Annotated in this window: 27 protein-coding genes, 1 tRNA gene and 1 pseudogene; 15 read left to right on the top strand and 14 right to left on the bottom strand. The window is 64.6% G+C overall.

Going from position 1 to position 25,333, the window contains the following annotated elements:
• From E3T31_RS08645 to E3T31_RS08620, 6 genes are all read right to left on the bottom strand, one after another.
• The gene (locus E3T31_RS08645) at window positions 1-879 is read right to left on the bottom strand and encodes a phage major capsid protein (protein WP_134468380.1); all 879 of its coding nucleotides are present in this window, start codon (window positions 877-879) and stop codon (window positions 1-3) included.
• A 230-nt stretch (window positions 880-1,109) separates the two neighbouring features.
• The gene (locus E3T31_RS08640; RefSeq protein WP_134468379.1) at window positions 1,110-1,520 is read right to left on the bottom strand and encodes a hypothetical protein; all 411 of its coding nucleotides are present in this window, start codon (window positions 1,518-1,520) and stop codon (window positions 1,110-1,112) included.
• Entirely contained in the window at window positions 1,520-1,918 is a 399-nt protein-coding gene (locus E3T31_RS08635) for a DUF6093 family protein (protein ID WP_134468378.1), read from the bottom strand. The genes E3T31_RS08640 and E3T31_RS08635 overlap by 1 nt, the downstream gene beginning before the upstream one ends.
• Window positions 1,915-2,490 (bottom strand): hypothetical protein, encoded by a 576-nt coding sequence (locus tag E3T31_RS08630; RefSeq protein ID WP_134468377.1) that lies wholly within the window; start codon window positions 2,488-2,490, stop codon window positions 1,915-1,917. Before E3T31_RS08630 ends, E3T31_RS08635 begins: the two co-directional genes overlap by 4 nt.
• Complete coding sequence (locus E3T31_RS08625) at window positions 2,487-3,776, bottom strand: phage portal protein (protein WP_166788445.1); 1,290 nt, start codon at window positions 3,774-3,776, stop codon at window positions 2,487-2,489. Before E3T31_RS08625 ends, E3T31_RS08630 begins: the two co-directional genes overlap by 4 nt.
• Window positions 3,773-5,224 (bottom strand): terminase large subunit domain-containing protein, encoded by a 1,452-nt coding sequence (locus E3T31_RS08620; protein WP_134468375.1) that lies wholly within the window; start codon window positions 5,222-5,224, stop codon window positions 3,773-3,775. The genes E3T31_RS08625 and E3T31_RS08620 overlap by 4 nt, the downstream gene beginning before the upstream one ends.
• Before the next feature lie 23 nt (window positions 5,225-5,247).
• Here E3T31_RS08620 and E3T31_RS17745 point away from each other — a divergent pair, with 23 nt between their 5' ends.
• Complete coding sequence (locus E3T31_RS17745; protein WP_166788444.1) at window positions 5,248-5,421, top strand: hypothetical protein; 174 nt, start codon at window positions 5,248-5,250, stop codon at window positions 5,419-5,421.
• 394 nt (window positions 5,422-5,815) lie between these two features.
• Here the strand turns inward: E3T31_RS17745 and E3T31_RS08615 are convergent, their stop codons facing one another.
• From E3T31_RS08615 to E3T31_RS08600, 5 genes are all read right to left on the bottom strand, one after another.
• A complete protein-coding gene (locus E3T31_RS08615; RefSeq protein WP_134468374.1) occupies window positions 5,816-6,013 on the bottom strand; it encodes a hypothetical protein in 198 nt (65 codons plus the stop codon).
• Between the two features lie 15 nt (window positions 6,014-6,028).
• Window positions 6,029-6,796, bottom strand: coding sequence for a helix-turn-helix domain-containing protein (locus E3T31_RS08610; RefSeq protein WP_134468373.1), 768 nt, complete (start codon window positions 6,794-6,796; stop codon window positions 6,029-6,031).
• 36 nt (window positions 6,797-6,832) lie between these two features.
• Entirely contained in the window at window positions 6,833-7,006 is a 174-nt protein-coding gene (locus E3T31_RS17740) for a hypothetical protein (protein ID WP_166788443.1), read from the bottom strand.
• Complete coding sequence (locus E3T31_RS08605) at window positions 7,006-7,248, bottom strand: hypothetical protein (RefSeq protein ID WP_134468372.1); 243 nt, start codon at window positions 7,246-7,248, stop codon at window positions 7,006-7,008. Before E3T31_RS08605 ends, E3T31_RS17740 begins: the two co-directional genes overlap by 1 nt.
• A gap of 90 nt (window positions 7,249-7,338) precedes the next feature.
• Window positions 7,339-7,554, bottom strand: coding sequence for an AlpA family transcriptional regulator (locus tag E3T31_RS08600; RefSeq protein ID WP_134468371.1), 216 nt, complete (start codon window positions 7,552-7,554; stop codon window positions 7,339-7,341).
• Window positions 7,555-7,687: 133 nt separating this feature from the next.
• On the opposite strand from E3T31_RS08600, the gene E3T31_RS08595 reads away from it, so the two are divergent.
• A complete protein-coding gene (locus tag E3T31_RS08595; RefSeq protein WP_134468370.1) occupies window positions 7,688-8,551 on the top strand; it encodes a helix-turn-helix transcriptional regulator in 864 nt (287 codons plus the stop codon).
• On the top strand, window positions 8,535-9,689 hold the full coding sequence (gene xerC, locus E3T31_RS08590) for a tyrosine recombinase XerC (RefSeq protein WP_134468369.1): 1,155 nt from the start codon (window positions 8,535-8,537) through the stop codon (window positions 9,687-9,689). The genes E3T31_RS08595 and xerC overlap by 17 nt, the downstream gene beginning before the upstream one ends.
• 51 nt (window positions 9,690-9,740) lie before the next feature.
• Here xerC and E3T31_RS08585 read toward each other — a convergent pair.
• Window positions 9,741-9,813, bottom strand: a tRNA-Lys gene (locus tag E3T31_RS08585).
• 95 nt (window positions 9,814-9,908) lie between these two features.
• Between E3T31_RS08585 and E3T31_RS08580 the strand changes: the two genes are divergently transcribed.
• The 7 genes from E3T31_RS08580 to E3T31_RS08550 all read left to right on the top strand — a co-directional run bounded on the left by E3T31_RS08580 (window position 9,909) and on the right by E3T31_RS08550 (window position 16,342).
• Entirely contained in the window at window positions 9,909-10,538 is a 630-nt protein-coding gene (locus E3T31_RS08580) for a DNA-directed RNA polymerase subunit beta (protein WP_134468368.1), read from the top strand.
• A 392-nt stretch (window positions 10,539-10,930) separates the two neighbouring features.
• Window positions 10,931-11,515: a sigma-70 family RNA polymerase sigma factor gene (locus tag E3T31_RS08575; protein WP_241977773.1), complete on the top strand. Its 585-nt coding sequence runs from the start codon at window positions 10,931-10,933 to the stop codon at window positions 11,513-11,515.
• A complete protein-coding gene (locus E3T31_RS08570) occupies window positions 11,512-12,420 on the top strand; it encodes an anti-sigma factor (RefSeq protein ID WP_134468366.1) in 909 nt (302 codons plus the stop codon). The genes E3T31_RS08575 and E3T31_RS08570 overlap by 4 nt, the downstream gene beginning before the upstream one ends.
• 142 nt (window positions 12,421-12,562) lie before the next feature.
• Window positions 12,563-13,450, top strand: a complete 888-nt coding sequence (locus E3T31_RS08565; RefSeq protein WP_092449686.1) for an aminodeoxychorismate lyase — start codon at window positions 12,563-12,565, stop codon at window positions 13,448-13,450.
• Between the two features lie 143 nt (window positions 13,451-13,593).
• Window positions 13,594-13,794 carry a hypothetical protein gene (locus E3T31_RS08560; RefSeq protein ID WP_134468365.1) on the top strand — a complete coding sequence of 67 codons (201 nt, stop codon included), beginning with the start codon at window positions 13,594-13,596 and terminating at the stop codon, window positions 13,792-13,794.
• Window positions 13,795-13,918: 124 nt separating this feature from the next.
• Complete coding sequence (locus E3T31_RS08555) at window positions 13,919-15,229, top strand: UDP-glucose/GDP-mannose dehydrogenase family protein (RefSeq protein ID WP_134468364.1); 1,311 nt, start codon at window positions 13,919-13,921, stop codon at window positions 15,227-15,229.
• Window positions 15,230-15,292: 63 nt separating this feature from the next.
• Window positions 15,293-16,342, top strand: coding sequence for a YeiH family protein (locus tag E3T31_RS08550; RefSeq protein WP_134468363.1), 1,050 nt, complete (start codon window positions 15,293-15,295; stop codon window positions 16,340-16,342).
• 226 nt (window positions 16,343-16,568) lie between these two features.
• Here the strand turns inward: E3T31_RS08550 and E3T31_RS08545 are convergent.
• Window positions 16,569-17,153, bottom strand: a pseudogene (locus E3T31_RS08545) (DeoR/GlpR family DNA-binding transcription regulator); the annotation flags it as partial.
• 361 nt (window positions 17,154-17,514) lie between these two features.
• Between E3T31_RS08545 and E3T31_RS08540 the strand changes: the two are divergent.
• Window positions 17,515-19,728 carry an acyltransferase family protein gene (locus E3T31_RS08540; protein ID WP_134468362.1) on the top strand — a complete coding sequence of 738 codons (2,214 nt, stop codon included), beginning with the start codon at window positions 17,515-17,517 and terminating at the stop codon, window positions 19,726-19,728.
• 185 nt (window positions 19,729-19,913) lie between these two features.
• On the opposite strand, the gene E3T31_RS08535 is transcribed toward E3T31_RS08540, so the two are convergent.
• Window positions 19,914-20,537 carry a flavin reductase family protein gene (locus E3T31_RS08535; RefSeq protein ID WP_134468361.1) on the bottom strand — a complete coding sequence of 208 codons (624 nt, stop codon included), beginning with the start codon at window positions 20,535-20,537 and terminating at the stop codon, window positions 19,914-19,916.
• A 78-nt stretch (window positions 20,538-20,615) separates the two neighbouring features.
• Here E3T31_RS08535 and E3T31_RS08530 point away from each other — a divergent pair, with 78 nt between their 5' ends.
• The 4 genes from E3T31_RS08530 (at window position 20,616) to E3T31_RS08515 (ending at window position 25,218) form a co-directional block, all read left to right on the top strand.
• Window positions 20,616-21,383, top strand: a complete 768-nt coding sequence (locus E3T31_RS08530) for an HAD-IIB family hydrolase (RefSeq protein WP_134468360.1) — start codon at window positions 20,616-20,618, stop codon at window positions 21,381-21,383.
• A 272-nt stretch (window positions 21,384-21,655) separates the two neighbouring features.
• A complete protein-coding gene (locus E3T31_RS08525) occupies window positions 21,656-22,714 on the top strand; it encodes an acyltransferase family protein (RefSeq protein WP_166788442.1) in 1,059 nt (352 codons plus the stop codon).
• Window positions 22,711-23,622 carry an alpha/beta hydrolase gene (locus tag E3T31_RS08520; protein WP_134468358.1) on the top strand — a complete coding sequence of 304 codons (912 nt, stop codon included), beginning with the start codon at window positions 22,711-22,713 and terminating at the stop codon, window positions 23,620-23,622. Before E3T31_RS08525 ends, E3T31_RS08520 begins: the two co-directional genes overlap by 4 nt.
• A 105-nt stretch (window positions 23,623-23,727) precedes the next feature.
• Window positions 23,728-25,218, top strand: coding sequence for a polysaccharide biosynthesis tyrosine autokinase (locus tag E3T31_RS08515; RefSeq protein ID WP_134468357.1), 1,491 nt, complete (start codon window positions 23,728-23,730; stop codon window positions 25,216-25,218).
• The last annotated feature ends 115 nt before the right edge of the window (window positions 25,219-25,333 follow it).

Raw genomic sequence — 25,333 nt, 5'->3', positions numbered from 1 at the left:
TTAGACCGTGATGCCGGTCAGCTTGACGATCGACTCGACGTTCAGCGGTGCGGCGTCGTAGCGGGCAGTCACGCGGATTGCCTGCTGGTCGTAGTCTCCGAACGTCTGGTCGAGGATCTTCACCGTCGGGGCCTGATCGCGGGCAACTGCAATCTGGGAGAAGTCGGCCAGCACTGCCTGTGTGGTCTTGGTGGTGGTGCCGACAACGGGAATCCGGTTGGTGATGATGACCGGCGAGCCGAACAGACGGAACACGCCGTCGACGGTCGGGTCGGGGGTCAGCACGTACTGATTCGAGCCGGTGGTCTGCTTGATCTTGCGGAGGGCCACGAACGTCTCCGGGCGAAGCATCCACTTCAGGGACGCCATGTTCACCCCGCCGGCCAGTGCCTTACCCCAGGCGTCGATCAGAGCGTCGAGGGTGACGGTGCCGACAGAGGCGACTTCCTGCGTGCCGACGTAGTTGAGGATACCCAGCGGGGTGGTGCCAGCGTCTCCGGTGCCGGCAATGAACGCATTGTCGAGCTTGGTGGCCACGTCACGCACCAGGCGGTCTTTGATCGCGGCTTCGAGGGAGACGACCGACTGCCGGGCCAGCTCGTTACTGAAGCGGGTGAGGGTCTTTACCGACTTGATCGTCGACGGCAGAAGCGTGATTTCGTCGAAGCTCACGTCGGCGTCGGTGATGAGTTCGTTTTCACCCTTCCAGTCGGGGCTGGTTGCTCCACCGAGTTTCGGGACGCGAACGGGGCTGCCGTCGGTGTCGAAGATGCGCGGGCCCGCTGCGAGAAACACGGATGCGTGCTCGAGGGGCTGGACCAGAATGGACTGGACCTGTTCGGCGGTGAGTTCTGCGGCGTTGGCGGTTGATACGGCCATGATGTTTTCCTAACGTGAGGGGTGAGTGTCACGTCGGAAGCCAGTTCCGCAACGCATAAGGGGCAGGTCGCCAGGACCCACCCCTCATTATACCCCTAGGGGTATCATTCTGCGTTATAAACCGCAGTTTCTAGGTCGCTCAATCCTTTTTCGAGTCGTTCGAGAGCTTTCGTCTGCTTCTTTAACTCGCTGACAATGTCGCGTAGCAGTTGGTCTGTCATGGCATCCCCCTATTTCGCGCCGGACCGGAGCAGCCCGGACAAGCTGAACGTATCAGCGATGACCGACGCACCCTGCCCGATATCGCCGGTGGGCTTGCGGTTGGCCAGGTGCGGCTTGGCGGTGAGTAGCGCGTCGACGGCGGCGGTCATGGCCTCGGGGTCGGTCAGGTGGGCATCGTCGAACGGGAGGTCGGTGGCATCGGCCAGACGCCCGCCGGCACGCACTAGCTCGAGGTGCAAGCGCTTGGCGAGGTCGTCGGACTGTCCCGCGCGCTGCCGGTACTTGGCATTCTCGTCGCGGAGCTTGACGACGTACTCACGCGGGAATGTTTCGGCTGTGTCGCCGGTCGTGTCGGTGGTCTGTGCATCGGTGTCGAGCTCGTCGACGGCCTCGATGTCGGTCTGGTCGGTGATGGTCATTAGCTGGTCCTTTCAATGGGGAAGCGGCGGGCGGTGGCGGTGGATTCGTCGTGCAGTCCGGTGATTGTGAAGACAACGCCGATCAGGGCGGGGTCGAGCGGGTTGGCGGTGACGGTTACGACGTCGTTGATCTTCACGGCGGCGCTGGTGACGACGGGCAGGGACAACACCAGGTCCTGCACGGTGATCGTCTGCCCGGCGGGTGTGGCGGTGCGAGCGGCGAGACTGGGACGCCGAATTCTGCCGGGTCCGCTATAGACCGTCACGACGGCGGTTTCGTATTGGCCAGTTGACTCGTTGAAGACGGGTTCACCGCCTCCCCGGGTGACCGTGCAGCGTGTGGTCATGAGCTTTTCGGCCTCACGACGCCCGGCCAGGACGTGCTGTTCGATGTTCACTTCTTGCGTCTCCTTGGTTCGACAGAATTGATCTTTTCCACCACGACGACGCGGTGCGTGCAGGCACATCCTTTGTGGTGCGGCATCGGCTGGTCTTTCGGCCAGACGCGGCCTTCACGCCACCACCACCGACAGAGCTGGCAGGGGTCGGAGTCCATTTGTCGGACGTACCCTTCGACGGCGGTGGACTGACTGATTCCGGTCGAGTAGGCATCCGTAGCGGCACCCAGCGGGGCGTTGCTGGCAAAGCGAATGAGGCGGGCGTCGATATCCTCCCCAGCCTCGAAGTCCACCAGCAACGTCTCAACGCCCCGCTGAAGCCTTGGCTGGTCGTACCCGCGCGGCAGTACTCCCAGAGGCGCGAACGTTTCCCCAGTGAGCCGGTAGAGTTCGGCAGACAACGACAGGTCTGCCAGCGCCACGGCCTTCCCGTTGGCCTGCAAGATCAGGGCGGCGGCGAGCTGCACGAACTGCGCCTTCGTGATCCTGCCCAGCCCGTACACGCGCCACGCCTCGAGTACCTGCGCATTGGTCGATTCGCGGAGCTTCGACAGGCTCGACTGGTAACTCAATCTGCCACCAGGAACGCGGACAGGTCAGCGCCCGACGCGGTGAGGGCTTCGGCGCGCTTGCCCTGCATGATCGTCGTGATCTGAGACGGGCTGTAACCCATCGGGTCGGCCAGCACGGCGACCAGGGGAACACCGATTCCGGCGAGCTTGGCGGCGGCGTCGGCTACCTGTGCCGGCGTGCGGGTATCGGGTGCCTTCCACAGCGTTTCGAAGTCGCGGCTGTTCTGCCCGTCCCGAACCTTCATTACCAGGTCGGCCACCTTGGCCCAGCGGCGACCCAGCGCGCGGTGTTTGCCAAAGATCGCGGCCACGAGAGACGCCTCAGCGCTACTGATCGCGTCGGCGCTCGGCGGCTGGTCACCGTTCAGTCCCAGGTAGTGCGGCGGCAGACCTGAGATAGCGCCGATTTGCTGCGTGAGGATCGCCACGATATCCCCGTAACCGTCGAGCCGGGCGCCGTCGAACTGCCCGAACTTGGTTTCGGAGTTTTCGGACTGCCAGACTCGGCTTGCTTCGGAGCTGAACGGGTTCACGGCGTTGCCGTCGGCGTCTTCCACGATCTCCATGCCGGTGACCCACCGACGCGGGCGGGCGAAGTATTCGGAGCTAACCAGCGCGTCGGACATGATCTTGTTGAGCCCGTCGGTGAGGTCGAGAATATCGGCCATTTCGGAGACTCCCTCGAAGTCGAGCAGCCGGCCAGAGTTGACCAGTGGCACGACGGGGACTTCACCCAGCGGGTTCGGGATGACTTCGACGACCTGCAAGGCGTTTTCTTTGCCGGCGTACTTCGTGATCTTGTCGGCCTCGAGCACGACGGCGTGGTGCGTGGTGCCGGCCAGCCACTTCTTCAGTACGGCGGTAACCTGCCCGGATGCCGGGTCGAAGATCGCCGTTACCTGTTTGGCCGACTCGACAGTGACGCGGGGCCCGTTCGGCCCTGCCCAGACGAACACGAACGACCGGCCGTAGACCAGCGCGTCGAGGTGCGCCAGGTGTGACTGTGCCTCGAGGTCGTTGGCCTGCCAGATGCGCCACAGGTCGGCGTCGGCGTTGTCGTCACCGATTGCCCTGAAGCCGGTCACCTGAAGGCGTTCAGCGATAGACCGAACGGCGAGCTTCGGGAAGTTGACCGACAGGACGCGGAGCTTGTTTCCCAGCGCCTCGGCAGACTTCGGGGACAGGAACGCGGCAGGCTGTGTGCCGGCGTAATAGCTATCGAGCTTGGCCAGTCCGCTCTGGGACTCGTCGAGCTTTGCGGTCAGTGTTTCCAGTAGTTCGCTCAAAACGAAACCACCCTTCTTTTCTTGGTGTTGTTGTGCCAGGCGGCACGGTCCCACGCGACGATTGCAGCGACTGCGGCGTCAATCTTGCGGGGTGAATTGCGCTTGTCCTTCGACACGATCGCGCCGATAGCTGTTTGCACGGCCACCGTCTGCGAGACGTGCAGGGACAGAGTTTTGTTGCCGTCGTGAGTCATCGTGTGATCCATGACGGCGGCGTAAAGTCGATCTGTTGCCGGTCCCATCCGGTTACGGAATCCGGTGTTGTACTCGACGACGCGACGTTCACCGTGGGTTTTACTCCACGCCTCAATCTCGGAGCGCCAGCCCCAGGGGTCACAGGCCAGCTCCACGACGTCGAACGTGTTGAACGCGTCGGTGACGGCCTGCGTAACCTCGGCGCGCGGCACACGCCAGCCCAAAGACTCGGGCTTATTCCACACGTTGATTGGGCTTATGAATCCATCCATCGTGCAGGCGATCAGCGCGGTCGAGTCGCCAGAGGCAGAGCCGTCGAAACCTAGAACGATTCGTTCCCCCGGCTGCAAGGTCCGGTCATCCTTGCGGGTGTCCCACATGCCGAACGGAAGCCAGGAATCCTGTGATCCTGCCCACTGCCCCAGCCGATACCGACGGAAAGCGGCCTCCCGGGTAGTGGCCTGTGTGGCTCGGAGCGCGTCGATCGAGAGGAAGTCACCCAGGGCAGGGTTGGCAATCTGCCATGCTGCCTCATCGTCGACCGCGCACCCTTCCGGCGCGGCCCACTCCCGAAACACAAACGCGGGGTCGGCCTGTTTGCGCCCGTACTTCACCAGGTCCCACATGACCGACTCTTGCGAGTCCGACGGCGTGCTAATCGCCAGCGTCAACGACTCGGCACGCTTGCCAGATGCCGACGTGACCGCCTCCCAGACGTCGCGGTCGACCACGTGCAGCTCGTCGACGATCATCAGCGTCGGGTCCCATCCCTGAAGCGCGGCTACCGTAGCCGGTAAGGCGTAGAACTCGCCCCCGTTCAACGGAGTCACGATCCGGTCCTTATAGACGTGCGCCCGATCCTGAAGCTCAGGGTTCAACTCGATCATCCGGCGCGCTGCCTTGTAGACATGCTGTGCCGTCTGCTCGCTCGACGCGACCACCAGAACCTGCGGGGCGTCGATCTCGTCAGCAAACAGACCATAGAGTGCCAGCAACGCGGCCAGCCCGGTCTTGCCGTTGCCTCGAGGGAGCGACAGAAGCGCCTGTCGTGGTCGCGGTTCTTCCATCGGATAGAGCGCAGCCACCGTCTCGAGCTGCCACGGCCTGAGCACGAAAGGCGTGCCCGAACCTTCACCCTTCGGCACCTTCAGAAACGCCTTGGCGAACGCGTCGATACGGTCCACACCACGCGCCGGAAAGGCATCCCAGGTCAACGGATCAGCGGTAATGGCCGACTTGGCCCCGGGCCTCACGCGTTTACCCCTACGTTGGGCGTATGACTACAAACGATCAGACCGCAGTTATCCAGGCCCAGCTCCGTAATGCAAAGGTGCTCATCACGAAGGCAAGACAGGACAGCACAGTCACCCACGAAACGAAGGACGCGCTCTTGAGCCTGCACACTGCCGTCCGTGCCATCGCACTTCACATCGGCGTTGAGGTCGAATAACCCACCTTCACGCGCTGCACCCGGGGGCCTCAAGATACCCCCTCGGGTACAGTGAGAATATTTGCCATCACCCGGGGGTCCTTACGGGTTCCGTTTAGGGTACCCGCCGCTGGTCCTGTGCCGTCCGGTGCGCCCTTTGCAGCATTACAGGCACGGCATAGCACGTCGACGTCTGCCAACGCCTTAGCGGGCCACCTGAGATGATCGCCTGTCAGGTCTTCCTTGGTGCCACACGTCGAGCACCAGGGCTGAAGCCTGCGAGCTCGAGCGCTGAGTCGTGCCCACGATGACGTGTAGCCGCGCTGCGTGGCGGTGAGCTTGTCTGGTTGCTGTCGACGATGCAGCCGGCACCGATACTCACCAGGTTCACCGCATACGACGCAGAGGGTCAACGTCATGCGCGATACACGATCATCTTGGTATCGCGCTCATGCTCGACAGGTTCGAGCGCGTCGTCGAGGGAGTTGAGCACTACCTCGAGCACGTCGCGGGCTTGGACCAGTGCCGCGCGGTTGGCCTTGGCACGGTCCTCATGCCGGCGGGCGTGAGTCTTCCAGTAGTTCGCTTCTTCTTCAGGGGTTCGAGTGGTCACGATGTTGTCCTTTCGTTATGCGCTCTTGGCAGGTCGGACATAGGGGCTACTTTCGAGGTTTAGGCGGTTGTTGATGTAGCTGCGGCCCTTAGCGGACAGGGTGAGATAGACGCCCGTGTCGATGACGTCATTGAGGTGGTCGTCGTCGCCGTGTTCAATCTCGGACCAGTACGACCGGATGCCTTCGTGAATAGCCAGGCTGCTTGATTTCTGCCATTGGCTGATCTCGTCCTCGTCGGGGCTCTCGAGGTGGACCAACTTGTAACAGTCCTCCATATAGGCGACCTGATCGGGCGTGGCGAACTTGTCATCACGATGAATGAAGGAAAGCGCGCGGTCATCGCTTGCGGTGACCTTTAGCACTTCATCTTCTTTATCTGGGTCTTCTTCACATGGGTCTTCTTTGTAGCTCTCACAGACCCCCGGGGTAGCTCTGTCAGATCCCCCCCCTAGCTCTGTGAGATCCCCCCCTTTGCAGATTGCAGGGTTACGGGCTGAGTGCACGGTGTAACGGTTGCTCAACTGCTGCTTGCCGCTCCACTGTGCTGTCCACGTGACGATGCCGACGGTCTGTAGTTCCTTCAGTGCTCGCTTGACCTGCGGGACCGAACAACGGGCTTCTATCGCCAGGGTCTTCTGTGAGGGCCAGCACACGTTTGTCTTGTCCGTGCGACCGACCAGGGCGACGTAGACCAGAAGTGCATAGGCGCTGATCTCGGTTTCACGCACGACCCAGTTGGGAATCATTCCGAACCCTTCCCGCGGTTTGACCGTCTCGGTCATACTCACGCCTTCCTTCTTGCCCAGACCAGAAACGAGTTACGGCCACTCGGAAACGGCGGCGGGCTGTTCGATCTGCTGTGCCTTCTCGAGGAGCTTTATTGCCAATCGGCGGGCGTCATCCGAGGACAGACGCGCGAGAACCTCGTCTTCGTCGCCGAGGAGGACGACCTGCTTCTCGGTGCCGGTGGTGCCGGTCGTGACGAACGCCATTAGAGGTTCACCATGCCGGCGACGTGGGCGACGTTGATTTTGGCGGGCGTGAGTCTGGCGAAGATTATTTCCCAGACTGCGACCCGGTTGGCTCGTAGGACAGAGGACACGAGTTCGCGCTCGGGGTCCGGGTGAGCGTCGAACCATGCCTGTGCATCACGCTCGTCGATCGCGTGCTGGTCGGTAACGATTACCGACCTGTCCTTGTCGGTGGTGGTCGGTACGCTGGTAATCTGGTTCACGATTGATCCCTTACTTGTGTGTTCGGTGTCGATTGCTCTGCCGTCGTTGCCCTGCCAGGCTGCGGCGGCTTTTTCTTTGCCCCGGGTCACTTAGACCGCCTTGGCAATCTGCGCGTCCAGAAATTCATCGACGCTGAGTTGTGTCCAACGCACGCGACCGCCGATCTTGAAGGCCTTGGGCATGTCGGTGCCGTCGCTGCGCCAGCGGTAAATCGTGGCGACGCTGAGGCCTAGCTGCTGGGCTACGTCGTTGACGTCGAGGTTGCGCCGCTGGCGGCTCGAGACGGTGGGGCTTGTAATGGTCATGATTCTCCAATCATCAGAAACTGCGTATTCTGCTTGTCCGCGATAATCATTTCTTACCGGCTGACTCGATCTTGCCTGAACATTCGGCACTTGTCAACTGTTGCTGATTGCGCGGGCATGCAATAATCAAAATATGCAGACTACAGACCAAGCGCGGGCCGAATGGAAAGCGTGGGAGAAAGCGACCACTGGGCAGACTGTTGACGTCGTGAATCGATTGCGAGAAGCGCAAGGGCTGACGATCAAGCAGCTCAGCGTGAAGCTTGCTTCATTCGGTTGGCCGGTCGATCTTGCGACGCTCAACGGAATCTTAGGGAGCAAGAAGCGCGCATCCCTCAGCGTCGGAGAGGTTTATGCACTGGCTCGGGCGCTCTCGACAACGCCCCTTTATCTCATGCTCGGATTCAGGGCTCAGGGTTCGATTGAGACGGGCCGGGTCTTCGACGACCTGCCGCTCAATAATGTCGACCTCATGCAATGGATGATGGGGTCTTCACCATTTGCGGACACGAAGTTCCTTAGCGAGGATATGCAGCGCGCCAGCGACGAAGAGAAGACTTACGTAAATACAGGTGGTGCCGTCTATGGGGTGTTTATCTATGGAAACGTCATGCGCGCGGTTCTGTGGCAAAACGCCCTGTTGGTCGAGTTGGCGCGTATCGAGGAAGTCGGCATCCGGCACGAGACATTGATTCGGCAGGCTCGAGAGAGGTTGGTGTCAGGTCTTGAAAGCATCCTCGCCATTCGTTTCGATTTCAATGAGCACGACCTAGCCCCGCTGCCCCCGCTGCCCGACGCCTTAGTGCCAATCGAAGCTGATATCGACTTGGACCTGAATGAGATAGACCTGCCAATTGACGGACTTGTGACGGATGACTTGGCGCGCGCGGCTCGGCCTGCGGTTCGACGTCTCATCGAGTCAGAAGAGGCGATGCAGGGCTTGAAGGATCAACGCGCTCGAGCCGGCAAGGGGTCCGGGCGTGTCCCGCCCGCGTAACCCTGTCGGGACTCACGGCGTCGTCAACGTGCAGGAGACGATGCCCGGCAAGTGGCGCGCGCGGACGCTGTACCGGTTCCAGGACGGCAAGCGGCGGCAGGTCGAGCGATTCGCTGAGTCCGAACCTAAGGCGAAGCACGCGCTGAAGGTGGCGCTAACGACAATCGAGACACCTTCCCACCTTGCGATTACGAAGCGGACCAAGCTTGCCGATCTGGCAGACGCCTATCTATTGCTGAAGGAAGAAACAGGCCGGGCCCCGCGCACGATATCGACCTACCGGCACAATGCCGACACCATAATCAAGCGGGGGATAGGTCAGCTCACGGTTGGTGAGGCGACCACGATGCGCCTACAGAGGTTCATAACCGACACGTCGATCAAGCACGGCCACGGCTCGGCTAAGGGCTGCCGGTCGGTGTTGTCGGGGATGCTGGCTCTTGCTGTGCGTAACGACGCGATTGCCACTAACCCCGTCGTCGGCATTGCGGGGATCGAGCGCAAGGCTTCCAGGGCGGCGACTGCACTGCCACTTGATCAGGTGCCGCGATTCTTGGCGACCATCCGCAGTGATACCGAAATGCAGCGGCTTGATCTGGTCGAGCTCTGGGAGTTCATGGCGCGGACCGGATGCCGTATCGGTGAGGCGTTGGCGCTGCGCCGTGACTTTGTGAACCTCGACGCGGCCACGGTGACGCTCGGCGCCAGCGTGTCGCGGGTGAAGGGCCAGGGGCTGATCTTGCGGGAGGCTGGCAAGACGGCGACGTCGGAGCGCACGATCGTCGTGCCGGCTGAGGTCGTGGCCATGTTGCGGGCCCGGTACGCGGTGCAGCCCGGCAACGATCTAGACCTTGTGTTTCCGTCGATGCTCGGCAAGCTGCGCGACACGTCGAACACCGAGTCGGATTGGCGCGACAATCGGGAGCGGCTGGGATACCCCGGCTTCACTTCCCACGGCTTCAGGAAGACGGTGGCCACGGCCCTCGACGCGGCGGGACTGTCGGCGCGGGACATTGCCGACTACCTCGGGCATAAGCATCCGTCGATGACCCAGGACGTCTACATGGCACGCAACACTCAGAGCGTGAAAGCGGCGGCGGCACTCTCGGCAATGTTCGGGGTAAGTTCGGGGTCATGAACCATCTAACTCGATTCATGCCCCGACTTCCGCGTCTTTACGCGGGTATAGTGGGCCCCGTCGGGCTCGAACCGACGACCCAAGGATTAAAAGTCCTTTGCTCTACCAACTGAGCTAGAGGCCCGTAGGTTCTAATCTACCGTGGATTCGCGCTCAGCTTTTCTGGGTAGCGTTGAGGGCAGCAAAAACCAGCCATCTAAACCCGAAGGAGAACCCGCCGTGGCCGACAACTTTCACAAGCCCACCCTGTTCTCCGGGAACAAATTCGAGGCGTTCCAGGGCGGCGATGACCCGGCGAACATCAGCCGCGTCGCGCACGAGACCGCGCAGGCCCTGCTCAACCGGGTGCGCAGCAACCCCGACCCGGCGACGGTCGAGCGCCTCGTCGCCTACACCGACGAAAACGGCATCGACGCGGTCGCCGAGCTGTGGTCGCGGGCCACACCCCGTAGTCTGCCCGGCGCACTCTGGCGCATCTACCTCGTCCGCATGCTGATTCGGCAGGACCCTGAGGGCTGTGCGTACCTGTACCAGCGGGGAACGGATGCTGCCGCCACGATCGATCCGCTCGTCGCGGGTGCCGCGGTGCCGACGGGTCCGGCCGAGATCATTGTGCTCGCCGATGAGATTCTGCGCGGCGTGTTCACGGGAGATTTCGCTGTGGCGCTCGATCGCGGCGCGGCGTACTGCCGGGTCACCGCACTCGGCGCCACGAGCATCGCCGACGACCTCGAGCTGACCGAGCCGCACCGCTCCTCGGAATTGACGACCCGAGCACTGCGGTTCTCCACGACCGCCGCCGAGTTCGCGGCCTGCGCGCGCCTCTGGCGCCGCGACTCCCTGGAGTAGTCCCCGCCCTTGTTTTTGCCGGGCCTGGGCCCGGAATGTGGGCCCATGATCTATCGTGGGCCCGCTTCCGTAGGGTGGGCCCGGAGGCCCGCCCCACGCAACCCGAAAATCCCCTGTGCGCCGACGGCGAACATTCGACGCCGGCCGCCCGGCTCGAATACACTGGAGTCTGGTCGGGCCGCAGTAATCCCGGGTTCCATTATTCGCCGCTTCGAGCGGCCTCGCGCCGAGAGGTGCTCTGCGGCCCGGCTTTCTGCATTCCAGCGGCGGGCGCGATGAGACCGGCCGCCGGCATCCGTTTCGAAGCTTATTTCGCGTATTGACCAATCTGTTAGCGACTTCGCACCGAACCCTAGTCATGGAACGGGACGAGACCTGACATGCTAGATCTCATGACTGCTGATTCCGCCGGAGATCTTGCATGGGCAGCCCCTGCCACCAAGGAGGAGCTGCTCGCTCGAGTAGCGCTCGGCGACCAATCGGCCTTCGGAGAGCTGTATGACCAGATCGCCCCGCGGGTGCTTGGCCTCGTCAAGCGTCTGCTCATCGACCACGCGCAGTCGGAGGAAGTGACCCAGGAGATTTTTCTGGAGATCTGGCAGTCGGCCACGCGGTACGAACCCACGCGTGGCGGGGCGAGTACCTGGATCCTCACCATGGCACACCGGCGAGCGGTCGACCGAATTCGGTCGTCGCAGGCCGGCCGTGACCGCGATACCAAAATCGGAATCCGTGACCTGGCCGTTGCCTACGATCACGTGGCCGAAACCGTTGAAGTACGAATCGAACATGAAAGGGTGGAGAAGGCGATGACTCGATTGACTCAGCTGCAGCGTCAGGCAGTGAGCCTGGCGTATTACGGCGGGTTCAGTCACAGCGAGGTCGCCGACATGCTCCACATCCCGTTGGGCACCGTGAAAACCCGGCTCCGCGACGGACTGATCCGCCTCCGCGACGAATTGGGCGTGGCATCATGACCGACCGCAACGAGCAGCACCCGGCCGACTTCGCCGGCGCCTACGCCCTGCACGCCCTCGACGCCGACGACACGGCCGCGTTCGAAGCGCACCTGGCCGAATCCGAGCGGGCCCGCATCGAGTCGGCCGAGTTGAACGACACCGCGGTGGCCCTCGGCCTCGCCGTGGCACCGGTCCAGCCCTCGAGCGCGCTCAAGGCCAACCTCATGTCGATGCTCGCGTCGACCCCGCAACTCGCGCCACTGCCGCGCGCCGCTGGCCCCGCCACAACGGATGCTGCCGCCTCCGCTTCCGAGACGACTGCCGTCGTTCCCCCGGTCACGTCCGGGACGGCACCGTCCGGGACGACTCCGGCCTCGCCCGCTACGCCGCCGTCCTCCGGCAGCGCACCCGTTGATGCACCCCGCCCACACCTTTCGTCGGCGACCGAGCGTGCCGAGGCGCGCTGGTTCAAGCGGCCGGCGCGGTACCTGCTGGCCGCTGCGGCGGCGGGAGCCCTGTTCGTCGGCGGATCCTTGTTCGGTCAGACCCTCAACAACTACCAATTTGAGTCGCAGCAGGCCGCCGGGCTCGCCCAGATAAACGCGGCCGATGACTCCCAGCGTGCCGCGACGACCACGGCCGCGGGGCAGGAAGCGACGCTGGTCTGGTCGAACACCCTCGGAATCTCCGCCGTGCTCGTTGACGACCTGCCCGCGCTGCCCAGCGATCAGGACTATCAACTCTGGTACATCAACGGTGACGGCCCGGCCTCGGCCGGAACCTTCGACTCGACCGGCGACGGCACCGCCTGGCGCGTGCTCGACGGCACCATGCACGCCGGCGATCAGGTCGGGATCACCGTCGAACCCAACGGTGGGTCCGACCAGCCCACGAGCACCCCGATCGTCGCGTTCCAGAGTTAGCGGTCTCGCCGCGGCCGCTCACCGCTGAGGGGTCGCAGAATGTCCTAATTCTGGCTTCCACAGGGCGATTTTCGTCCCCGCAGTGGGCAGCGGCCGGAGACGCGCCGCACGCGTCCTGATGAGCGCGAAGTAGGCTCGGGGCATGAGACTGCCCTTCACGCTGCTGATCGACCCCGTCCCCGCCGATTCACTGCAGAAGAACTTCGACGACACGTTCCACGAGATGGAATCCAGCGCCCCGGCCCTGCGGGTCGGCGAACTGAGCACGCAGCGTGGCGACGGAATCTTCGAGACCCTCGCCGTCGTCGACGGTCACCCGCAGGAGGTTGAGCCGCACATCAGTCGGCTGCGCAACTCCGCCCTCATCTGCGATCTCCCGGTTCCGAATGCCGAGCAGTGGCGCGCCGCGATCGCCTACGCTGTCGCACGCGTTCCGCAGCGCGGTGAGATCGCGCTCAAGTTCGTGCTCAGCCGCGGTGTCGAGCACGGCCCGGCACCGACCGCCTGGCTGCACGCGGTCGCCGCGGCGGACTTCAGCGCCGTGCGCGCGACCGGCGTGCGCGTCGTGACCCTCGACCGCGGCTACCCGCGTGGGGTCGCCGAGAAGGCGCCCTGGCTGCTGATGGGCGCCAAAACCCTCAGCTACGCGGTGAACATGGCCGCTATTCGCGAGGCCCACCGCCGCGGCGCCGACGACACCATCTTTCTCACCACCGACGGCTTCGTCATGGAAGGCCCGACCTCGAGCGTCGTGCTGCGCAGCAACGGTGCATACGTCACGCCCGCCCCGAGCGGCGCGATTCTGCACGGAACCACGCAGCAGAGCATGTTCGAGTATCTGAGCGGGCAGGGTGCTTCCGTCGAATACCGCGACGTCACGCTCGATGAACTTCGCCAAGCGGATGCCGCCTGGCTTGTCTCCAGCGTGCGCCTCGCCGTATCCGTGGTCGCCCTGGACGGCGAGCCGTTCCCGGCCGACCAGCCGGTGACCGACGCCCTGAACTCGTACCTGCTGGCGCGGACCGCGTAGGGCCAGCCGGGGCATCCGCTTGTCAGCAGAATTGCGACGGGCGGCGGCCTCGCCGGTGCCGCTGGGCCACTGGGCAAACCAACCGTGCGGGACTACATTGTGGACGCAGAAATGCGTTGCCCCTGAGCGGAAGGGGGGTCACGATGATGTCCAGCCTGCTGCCTGGATTGCGCGACCTGCGCACGCCCCGCACTGTCGGCTTTTTTTGGCTGACCAGTCTCTGGGTACTGTTCGGCTCCCAGATTCCCAGTTCGACCGCCGAGGCCGACGGTCTCGCGCACGAACTGTTCCGTCTGGCCGGCGCCTTCGATGCGCCCATTCTGCTCGCCGGCGGGACGGCGTAAGCCGGTCTCGGGAACCCGTGGACCGACGCGCGGGCCGGGCCGCGAGGGCATCAGCTCTGAAAGAGACCGCGAATTGGGGCAATCTGCCACTGCCGCTAGGCTCTGGGTGGACCGAGAGGGATAAATGAGAATTTCTGTCATTGGATGTGGCTACCTGGGCGCCGTACACGCGTCAGCTATGGCCGAATTGGGGCACGATGTTGTCGGAATCGACGTCGACGCCGCCAAGATCGCGCAACTTGCCATCGGCAAACCCCCGTTCTTTGAACCTGGACTTCCCGATGTTCTCACCTCGGCCATGAACAGTGGCCGTCTGCGTTTCAGTACCGATATAGCGGATGCCGCCGGCTCGCAGGTGCACTTCATCGCCGTCGGCACACCGCAGAAGCCCGGCAGCTACAGCGCCGACCTGCGTTATGTCGATGCGTCGATCGAGTCGCTCATTCCGCATCTAGCCGACGGCGATCTCGTCGTGGGCAAGAGCACCGTTCCGGTGGGAACCGCGGCCCGCCTGGCCGAGCTCATCGCCGCCGGTAGTGGCGCGTCGCTGGCCTGGAACCCGGAGTTTCTGCGCGAGGGATTCGCCGTGCAGGACACCATTAGCCCCGACCGCCTGGTCTACGGCGTCGCCCCGGGCGCGCCCGGCGAGCACGCGGTCGAGCTGCTCAACGAGATCTACGCCACGGCGCTCGCCGCCGACACCCCCCTGGTCATCACCGACTACGCCACGGCTGAGCTCGTCAAGGTCGCCGCGAACGCGTTTCTCGCGACCAAGATCAGCTTCATCAACGCCATGGCCGAGATCGCCGAGGTCACCGGTGCCGATGTCACCCAGCTGGCGGATGCCATCGGCTACGACGGCCGCATCGGCCGCCGTTTTCTCGGTGCCGGCGTCGGATTCGGCGGCGGCTGCCTGCCCAAGGACATTCGCGCCTTCACCGCCCGCGCCGAAGAGCTGGGTCGCGGCGAGTCCGTGGCTTTTCTCAAGGAGATCGACAAGATCAACCTGCGTCGCCGCCAGCGCGTCGTCGACCTGACCACCGAGTCCCTCGGCGACACGGTCTACAACGCCAAGGTCGCGGTGCTCGGACTGAGCTTCAAGCCGCACTCCGACGACGTGCGCGACTCGCCGGCACTCGACGTGGCCGTGCAGCTGCGCGGTCTGGGTGCCGAGGTGGTGGCGACCGACCCGGAGGCCATCGAGAACTCGCGGGCGCGGCATCCGCAGCTTACCTACGAGGAGTCCCTCGAAGACACACTGCGGGGAGCGGATGCTGTCGTGCTCGTTACCGAGTGGCCCGAGTTTCGACACCTCGACCCGGTCTGGGCGGGTTCGCTCGTGAAAACGAAAACCGTGATCGACGGCCGCAATGCGCTCGACCCCGCCGTCTGGCGTGCCGCCGGGTGGACCTATCACGGGCTCGGTCGGCCGTAGTACTTCGGACGGGGCCGGGCCCCGTGCAGAACACCCCGTGGGCGCGAGCGTAAACTCGACTGAATGTGGCTTCGGGGAGTACTCGTGGCGGCCCTCGCGGCCCTCGCAGCCTGGGGCGTGCACGCCGCCGCGCCCGCCTTCCCCCTGCTCACCGTGGCCGTGGTGCTCGGAATCATCGTCGGCCAGATCCCGGCCGCACGTCCCCTGCTCGCTGGAGTCCTCGCACCCGGCCTCGCGGTCGCTACCAAGCCGTTCATGCAGCTCGGAATCGTGCTCCTCGGCCTTAAGCTCAGCCTCGTCGACATCATGGCGCTCGGCTGGGTGACCATCGCCACCACCGTCGCGATTGTGCTCATCACCTTCGCCGGCACGCTCGGACTTGGCCGCTGGTTCGGCCTGCCCGGTCATCAGCCCCTGCTCATCGCCACCGGATTCAGCATCTGCGGCGCCTCCGCAATCGGGGCCATGAGCGGCGTCGTCAGGGCGAAAGACAAGGAGACCGCCACCCCGATCGCGCTGGTCACCCTGTGCGGAACTCTTGCGATCGCCGTGTTGCCGCTGTTGTGGCCTCCGCTTGGGCTCAGTGCGCTGCAATTCGGACACTGGGTCGGCGCCGGCGTGCACGACGTCGGCCAGGTCGTCGCGACCGCACAAATTGCCGGCTCGGCCGCCCTCGCCGTCGCCCTCGTCGTTAAACTCACCCGCGTGCTCATGCTCGCTCCGATCGTGGCCGTCGCGTCCATCATCGAGCGCCGCCGTCTCGGCGCGATCGAAGCGGATGCCGCCACTTCGGTCGACCCCGCTGCCGGTGACACTTGGGTGCCCGGCCCAGCCACCCGGAGCATCCGGTCGACGCGGCCACCGATCGTTCCGCTGTTCGTCGCGGGGTTCATCGTCGCGATGCTGGTGCGTACGCTGGTTCCGCTACCCGTCGAGGCGCTCGAGACCGCCGACCTGCTGCAAACCGCACTGCTGGCCATGGCGCTGTTTGCCCTCGGCGCGGCCGTCAATCTTGGCACGCTTCTGCGCACGGGCGGCCGTGCACTCGCCGTCGGGCTGCTCTCCTGGACCCTGATCGCTGTACTGGCCTTGGGTGCCGTGCAGCTTTCCTGACCAATCATGATTGAATTTGCTACTCCTGAGTCAGAAGCAAGCACTTAGGAGCGTACGCGTGGCTGAGATCGTCGTGGCCCGGAGCAAGCAGGCCGCGGGGGAGCTGGTGGCCACAGAAATTCGCCGGCTGATCGAGTCGAAGGCCGATTCTGTGCTGGGGCTCGCGACCGGGTCCACGCCCTTGCCGGTCTATGCGGCCCTCGCGGCGTCCTTCCGGGCGAACCCGCTCGTCGTTCACCGTGGCACCGACGACCGGGTCGATGCCGTTCACCCCGATGAACGCCAGATCAAGCCGCACCTGGGTGAGCACCGATTCGGCGTAGGCGCCGACCAGCTCGTAGGAGCGCGCGTGCACGACTCCGCCGGTCACCACGGTCCTGATCTGCGGTCGCATCGCGAGTTGCGCGGCAATATTGATCGCGTTCGTCACGACCGTGAGGTTGGCGTGCGGGCTGGCCTGCGCAATATCCGCGCGGGCACTGAGCACACCGGCAATCGCCGTGCTGGTCGTGCCGCCGCAGAGCCCGACAACGTCGCCGCGGGTCACGAGTGCGCTCGCCGCCCGGGCGATCTGCAGTTTTTCCGGCGCGTGACGCTCCTGCTTGTAGCGTGCCGGCAGGTCGTAGGCGACGGATTGCCCGATCGCATCGCCGCGCGTGCGGGTGAGTGGCTGCTATTCGGCGAGGGTGTCGAGGTCCCGGCGCGCGGTCGCGGCCGACACTCCGAGCTTGGTGATGATGTCATCGACCTCGACTTGTCCCGAATCGGCGAGCAGATCGAGCACGGCGGCGAGCCGTTCGGCGCGGTTCATGGTCGCTCGCTTTCGTGGGGGGCCGGATCGTCAAGAGACATGCGGGCGCCGGGCCCAAGCAGAAGGGTCATAAAAGGTTCGAATCTGATTGATACTGATCGAAAACTAGGCTTCTCAATCACTGTAGTTGCGCGGAGGAGGTGGGAGCCTCGTCGGCAGGGTGGGGCGGCTCGATGTGGCGTTCCTGTATGTACGTCGGTCTCACGCGCACGGGAGAGGTAGTGTCCGGCAGGTAAATAATTCGGCCGGGTTTGCCTCGGTAGCTGAGATTACGTCATAATCGCAGGACGTGCCCGGCCGACGGGTAAAAAGTCGCCGGGTGAAAACAGGTGCCAGTTCCGCAACCCGAGTCGGAGGCTACATGTCCGTTCAATCCACCCTGGAACGCCGGCAACCCGCGCCCGGACCTACCGGAACCGGCGGCAAGTCCGCCACCCGCACCTTTCGTGGTGACATCGAGGGCCTGCGCGCGATCGCCGTGATCGTCGTCATTTTCGATCACCTGCTCGGCTGGCCGTCCGGCGGATTCATCGGCGTCGACATCTTCTTTGTCATCTCGGGCTTTCTCATTACCAGCCTGCTGCTCAAGGAACACGCCCGCACCGGCCGCATCTCCCTCGTCGACTTCTACCGCCGCCGCATCCGCCGCATCCTGCCGGTATCGCTGCTCGTGCTCGTCGTCACCGTGGCGATCGGCTACCTGCTGCTGCCGAGTGCCCGCGCCCTCAGCACGCTCTGGGACGGTGTCTACTCGGCACTGTTCGTGGCCAACTGGCACTTTGCCTTCGTCGGTGCCGATTACCTGCAGGCCACCAATGCGGTCTCCCCGCTGCAGCACTACTGGTCGCTCGCCGTTGAGGAACAGTTCTACTTCGTCTGGCCGTTTCTGCTCATCGTCATCTTTGCCCTGGCCGGCCGCCGCACACTGAGCGCCCGCGCCCTGATCACGACCGTCGCCGTCAGCACCGGTGTCATCACCCTCGGCTTTCTGGCCTGGAGCTTCTTCGAAACCTCCACCAGCAGCGCCATCGCTTACTTCTCCACCGGCGCTCGCGCCTGGGAACTCGGCATCGGCGCCCTCCTCGCCGCCTCAGCCCCCGGCATCGCCAAACTGCCGGCGGCCCTCCGCCCCGTGCTGGCCTGGCTCGGCCTCGTCCTGATCGTGGCCAGCCTCGTGTTGATCAGCCGAGACTCGCCGTTCCCCGCGCCGTGGGGTCTGCTGCCCGTCGCGGGAAGCGCCCTCATTATCGCTGCCGGCATCGGATCCTCCGAACAGCGCCTGCTCTTTCCCCTCACCAATCCGGTGAGCCGCTACATCGGCAAGATCTCGTACTCCCTCTATCTCTGGCACTTTCCGGTGGTCATCCTGCTCGCCACCGTCTTCGCGACCAACTCGCCGCACTATCTGCTGCTTGCCCTTGTACTCATGGTCGCCCTCTCGATGTTCTCCTTCCACTTCGTCGAAGATCCCATTCGGCACTCGCTCTGGCTCGAAAGTTCGCAAACCCGTCAGCGAGAACGGATGCGCCGCCCCGCCACCCAGCACCGCTCCGGCCTCACCCCGGCCAAGGCCTGGATCGGCGCCCTCGTCGTCGTCACCCTGGTCATCGTCTCGGTCTCTTTTGTTGCGCTGAAGTCCCGCACGTCCGAAGCGTCCGCCGATGCCGCGCCGATCGGTGCAGACGCCAACCTGGGTGTGGAAGCTCCCGTCGAACCCGCCACCCTGCTGGCCACCCGGCAGGCCGCCATTACCTCGGCCCTGGCGAACACGGCCTGGCCCGAGGCGACGCCGGCGTTCGACGCCCTCAGTGACAACTCGGGCGCGCCGGAATGGGTCGACGACAACTGCCTCTCGGTGAGCGAGAAGAACGCCGCCGGCTGTGTCTATGGCGACCCGGCCGCGGCCAAGACCGCGGTTCTGCTCGGCGATTCCATGGCGATCAGCTACATGCCGGCCATCCGCGCCGCGCTCGAACCGCTCGGCTACAACGTGCGTTCGCTCACCATGTTCTCCTGCCCGGCCGTGAACATTTCGGTCGCGGCCAAGAGCGCCTCCGATGCGTCCGCCGCCAAGTGCGACGCCCACCACGCCTGGGTCTACGCCGAGGTCGCTCGCCTGTCGCCCGACCTCGTGCTCATGTCGAGCCTGGCCGGATCCATCGTGCGCCTCGCCAGCGGTAACGAGGGAGCCGATGCCCTCACGGAGTGGCAGACCGCGACGGCCGCCACGATTACCGCGCTGCAGGAGTCCACCGACCACGTCGCTGTGCTCTCACCGCCGCCGGCCAGCACCCCGTTCGCCGAGTGCAAGACCCTCACGAGTGCGCCGACGGACTGCATCTACAGCCCGTCGAACCTGTACCAGAAGGTGGTGACGGCCGAGCAGGCCGCGGTTGAGCAGCTGGGCGATTTCGCCCAGTATGTGAACGTCGTACCGTGGCTCTGCGTCGACGAGCGCTGCCCGGCCTTCATCGACAACACCCCGGTGTTCTTCGACGGCCAGCACTTCGTGCGCGAGGCGAGCACCCAGCTCGGCCCGCTGCTCGCCGAGGCATTGTTCCCGCCGGCCGCGTAGCCGCCCAAGGCGCTCGCGAGTGGATGCTGCCGGCCTGGCCGCCGCATCCGCTCGCCGCGGTCTCGTGGCGCGCGACCGCCCCCGATTTCGGCAGCCGCTACGGTAATCGCCGTAGCGCGCACCCAAATGGGGCGCGCGCATCCGCTCGGGCCGGGGCGCGGGCATCCGCTCGCTGCAGACTCGCCTCAGTGTTCGCGCGGCCGAAACTCCCGCGGCCAATCGCTCGCGCGAATGCGCTTGATCTCCTTGACCACGCCGATGGTTCCCCACTCGTCGAGGCCGAGCCGCGATAACGGTCGCAACTTCTCAATGAGTGGATGCCCGCCGTTCAACACCGCAGACGACACCGCGACGTGCGTCACCTCGCCGAACACTAGCGTGCAATCGCCCAGTTCGAGCGTGGAGTGCAGGCGGCACTCGATCGCCGCGGGGGACTCGGCCACCCGCATCGATGAAACGGTCAGGCTCGGTTCGCGGGTGAGCCCGGCGCGGTCGAACTCGCTCTCCGCCGGCCCAAAGTCGGTCCCGGTCGCATTCACTTCCTCGAACAGCGATTCCGGCGTGAAATTCACCACGAAGTCCCCGGTCTCAATGATATTGCGCACGGTGTCCTTGACACCCACCGAGGTGAATTGCACGATCGGCGGCGAAACGGATGCCACGGTGAAGAATGAATGCGGCGCCAGGTTGTCGACCCCGGCCGCCGAGCGGCTGGACACCCAGGCAATCGGCCGCGGAACCACGAGCGAGTTCAGCAGGCGGTAGAAGTCGCGGCGGGCAAGGTCTCGGGGATCGAAGTCAGTACGCACTCGCTCAGGCTAACAACTCGCCCCCATCCCCGGATCCGCTCACGCCGGCCGGCCTCCCACGATCGATAGAGTGGCCTGATGCCTATCCTTCCCCGCCTGGTGGCCTTCGACCTCGACGATACGCTCGCGCCGTCCAAGTCCGCGCTCGACCCGACCATGATCGACCTGCTGGTGCAGCTGCTCGGCGTCACCGAGGTTTGCGTCATCTCCGGAGGTCAGTTCGGCCAGTTCCAGGCGCAGATCATCGACAACCTGCCCTCGATCCGTCCCGATCTGCTCGCCCGGCTGCACCTCCTGCCCACCTGCGGCACCCAGTACTACCGCAGCGAGGCCCAGGGCTGGACGCAGGTCTACGCCGAAAACTTGAGCGACGAGCAAAAGACCCGGGCCCTCGATGCCGTCGAGCAGACCGCGCGCAGCCTCGGCTACTGGGAGAACGACACCTGGGGCCCCATCCTCGAAGACCGCGGCTCGCAGATCACCTTCTCCGCACTCGGCCAGGCCGCCCCGGTCGCCGCCAAGATCGCCTGGGACCCGACCGGGGAGAAGAAGAACACTCTGCGGGAGGCCGTGCAGGCACTGCTTCCCGACCTTGAAGTGCGTTCGGGGGGGTCGACATCCGTTGATATCACCCGGCAGGGCATCGACAAGGCCTATGGAATGAAGCGGCTGGCCACCCTTACCGGGGTCGATCTCGACGACATGCTGTTCGTCGGCGATCGCCTCGACGAGAATGGCAATGACTACCCGGTCAAGGTTCTCGGCGTCGAGTGTATCGCCGTCGAAGGCTGGCCCGACACCGTCACCCTGCTCGAAGATCTCATTCCCCGCTACGTCGCCGTCTGACCGCCCGGCAGCCCCCGGTACGCCGGCGCGCCGCCGCTAATTCAGGAAGACTGCTGCAGGCAGATGCCGAAATACCGCGGGTCGCCACCTCGGTCCCGGCAGATCTCCTGATTTAGCCACGGGGGCAACTCATCGACCGCGGTCACGAGGTCGGCAGTGCAGTAGCTTTACACGGCCTTTTTTGCTGCAGCGGCTCGTTTTGGCAGCCCCTGACCACCCCTGCAACCCGGCCCAAGATTCCATCCTGAGTTTTTCTCGTGTACATTTCGTCTGTGAAAGAGATACAGGCCCCCGAGAACCGTGAGTGGATCAACTTCGCCAAGGGAGCGGCGATCATCCTCGTCGTGCTCTACCATTCATCGCTGTTTCTCAATGATCTCGGACTGGCCGGCAGCACCCCGCGGCTGCGCCTGGTGCTCAGCTACTTTCCCATGCCGGTGTTCTTTTTCATCGCGGGTCTCACTGCCCGGCGCATGCTCACCTGGAACCTGCACGACCTGTGGCGGCGTCGACTGCTCACCCTGGTCTACTTGTACCTGCTCTGGTCGGTTATTCGCGTACTGTTCTACCTCGTCGTGCCGCACCTGCGGGGAACCGAACGTTCCCCCACCGACCTGCTCAATATCATTCTCCTGCCGGTCTGGCCGACCAGCAGCTACTGGTTCATCTGGGCCCTCGCCGTTTTCACCCTGCTCGCCTGGCTGCTACGGAAATTGCCGATCAGCGTGCAGATCACCCTCGCCGCACTGGTCGCCGCAGCGTCCACGACACCGAACCTGCTCGACCTCGACAATGTCGGCTGGGACCGAGTCGCCGCCAACTTCATCTTCTTCATCGTCGCGGTCTATTTTTCGCACACCGTGTACCGGCTGGCCGCGCGGGTGCGGGTCTGGCACGCCATCGTGCTGGTTGCCGCCTACCTCGGCCTCGCCGTGCTCCTCGTGCCGTTCCACCTCTCCCGCCTACCCGGCCTGATCCTGCTCGAAAGCGCCGTAGCCGTGGCTATGGGTATCGCCCTGGCCACCCTGCTGGTGCGCGTGAAATGGCTGAACTTCATGAACACGCTCGGCCAGTACAGCTTTCAGATCTACTTGCTGCACCTGTTTCTCGTGGCCACCGCCCTCGCCCTGCTCGCCCCGATCGCCGAGGCAGCCTGGCTGGAACGCGCGGCCAACGCCCTGCCGTTTCTGCTCGCCGCAATCGCGCTCGTCGGCTCGGTCTACCTCGCCAAGCTCCTGCGCCGGTTCTCTTTCCTCTGGGTCAGCCTGTTCCGCAAGCGGCAGGCCAAATCGGTCTCGCATCGCGCACGGTTGAACGGAGACCTGCTGTGAAGCCCGCCCGCGCGGCATCCGTTGGCCTGCTGGCCGTTGGTCTGCTCTTGAGCGGATGCTCCGCCGCGCCGACCACGCCCGACCGGTCTGCGCCGCCCGGCCCGGTCGTGGTGGAGCACGACCTGCAGTACGGCACGGCCAAGGGGCAGGACCTGATGCTGAACGCCTGTCTGCCCGAGGAGAAGACTCAGCGCACCCCGGCCGTTATTCTCATCCACGGCGGCGGATTCGACAGCGGCAGCAAAGATTTTGGCGGTATGACCGCCCTGTGTGAGGAGTTGGCCGGCAGCGGCGTGGCGGCGTTCGCGGTGGATTACCGGCTCGCCCCGAAATTCGCCTTTCCGGCGCAGGTGAACGATGTCACCGACGCGCTCGAGTGGCTGCGCGATCCGCAGCAGGTCAGGGAATTCAACATCGACCCCGAGCGCATCGGACTGCTCGGCAGCTCGGCCGGGGCGATCATCGCCTCGTCGATCGGCACCAACGGCTCCGGCAGCCTCACCGAGGGCGACCGGGTTGCCGCGGTCGTAGCGCTGTCGCCGGCGGTTGACCTCACCGAGACGGGCCTCAGGCTTGGTCGTCCCTCGAGGCTGGCCGTCGGGTCGATCCTGCAATACCTCGGTTGCGACGACTTCACCGATTGTCCCAACTCGCGTACAGCCTCGCCGCTGTACGCCGTCGACAAGACCGATCCACCGTTTTACCTCGCCATATCGAAAAATGAATTTGTTCCGGTGCAGCAAGCCGAGGCGATGGCGGACGCACTCACAGCCGTCGGCGTTCCCGTCACCCTCGACGTGAAACCCGGTGAACGACACGCTTTGGAGCTGCTCGACGAGGCAACCCGAGCGAGTATTCGTCAGTTTCTGATCGACAATCTCGTGAACTCCTCAACACGGACGGATTAAATCTTCACTACTGACGCTCCAAAAGTGAGGATTTTTATGCCACCATAGGTTTCTGTCGTCGTACACCCGAAGTACGACGCATTAATCACGCGGAGAGAAGCACGCATGGAACTGAAGCGTCTGGCTCGAATTCTACGAAAGCGATGGATTCTCATCGTGGCTTTCACCTTGTTGGGCGTCGTCGGTGGGGCCGCAGCCGCGTTGCTCACCCCCGTGCAATACCAGGCCTCGACCCGGGTCTTCGTAGCCGCGCAGATTCAGATCGGATCCACCCCCGGTGACCTGGTGCAGGGCAATAACTTTGTCGTGCAGAAGCTGCCCTACTACCTCGACGTGGCAACCAGCCCGCGCGTGCTCGACCCGGTGATCACGAGCCTGGGTCTCGACGAGACCGCCGCCAACCTGGCCGAGCGGGTCACCGCCACCACCCAGCCCGGTTCGGCCGTCATCGAAATCACCGCCCTCGCTTCGACAGCGGATGCCGCGCAGCAGCTCGCCGAGGCCGTGTCGGAAAGCTTCACCGACGTGGTCATCAACCAGCTGGAAACCCCAGCGGACGGCGGAGCCAGCCCGGTCACGGTCGGTGTCCTCGACCCTGCGGTGGTGCCGGACAACCCAGCGCTGCCCCAGCTCTACCTCAACCTCGCTGTCGGCCTGCTCATTGGACTGTTGGTCGGCCTGGTGACCGCATTCCTGATCGGACTGCTCGATCGTCGCATCTACAACCGTGACGACATCGAGCGCCTCACGGTGCTGCCAGTGCTCGGCGGCATCCCCCTTGAAGCGCACGCCAACCCGATCATCACCCCCGACGGTCCGGCCACCGCACGCGCCGAGGCATTCCGGGTGCTGCGCACGAACCTCGAGTTCGCCGACGCCGATACCAGCCGGCGCAGCCTGGTCGTGACGTCGTCCGTCACGGGTGAGGGCAAGACCACCACCCTGGTCAACCTTGCCATCGTACTCGCCGAGAGCGGCGCGACCGTCGCCGTGATCGACGCCGATCTGCGCACGCCCCGGCTGGCCGACTACCTCGGCCTTGACCCAGACCGCGGCCTGACCGATGTGCTGGTCGGGGATGTGCCGCTCAAGGATTCCTTGCAATCGTGGGGCACGCTGCATCCGCTCACCGTGCTCTCCTCCGGCAAGATCCCCACCAACCCGAGCGAACTGCTCGGTTCGACGGCCATGGGCACCGTGCTCGATGTGCTCAGCAGCAGCTACGACTACGTACTCATCGACGCCCCGCCGGTGCTCGCGGTCACCGACGCTGCTGTGCTCAGCCGCTGGACCGGTGGCACGGTTTTGGTGGTTGGCGCCAACCGGGTGCGTGAGGCCGAGTTGCTCGCCGCGTTCGACGCCCTCGAAGCCGTCGGCACGACGCCGCTCGGCGTCGTGCTTGCCATGGTCCCCACCCGCGGCCCCGACGCGCTCGTGCGTGACGGCGGATTCGCGGTCTCGCCGCGCCCGTCCCTGCGCCCGTCCCTGCGGCCGAGCCGATCCGCCGCCGCGACCGCGATCGATCGCGGCCCGACTCCGGTCGATAGCGACATTTCCTCGACAGACAACCCGACCCACACCCGCGTCACCTGGTAATTCAGCGACACCTGCTCAGCCGTACCAGTTCAGCTTCGCCGATCGACAACTCCACCGCCCGAATAGCGCACGTTCGATGACGCACGTTCGAAACCGTCCCACCCAGGCTTTACCC

The sequence above is a fragment of the Cryobacterium sp. TMS1-13-1 genome (assembly GCF_004403125.1).
Lineage (GTDB): Bacteria > Actinomycetota > Actinomycetes > Actinomycetales > Microbacteriaceae > Cryobacterium > Cryobacterium levicorallinum.
This window is presented reverse-complemented; position numbering and strand designations above follow the sequence as displayed.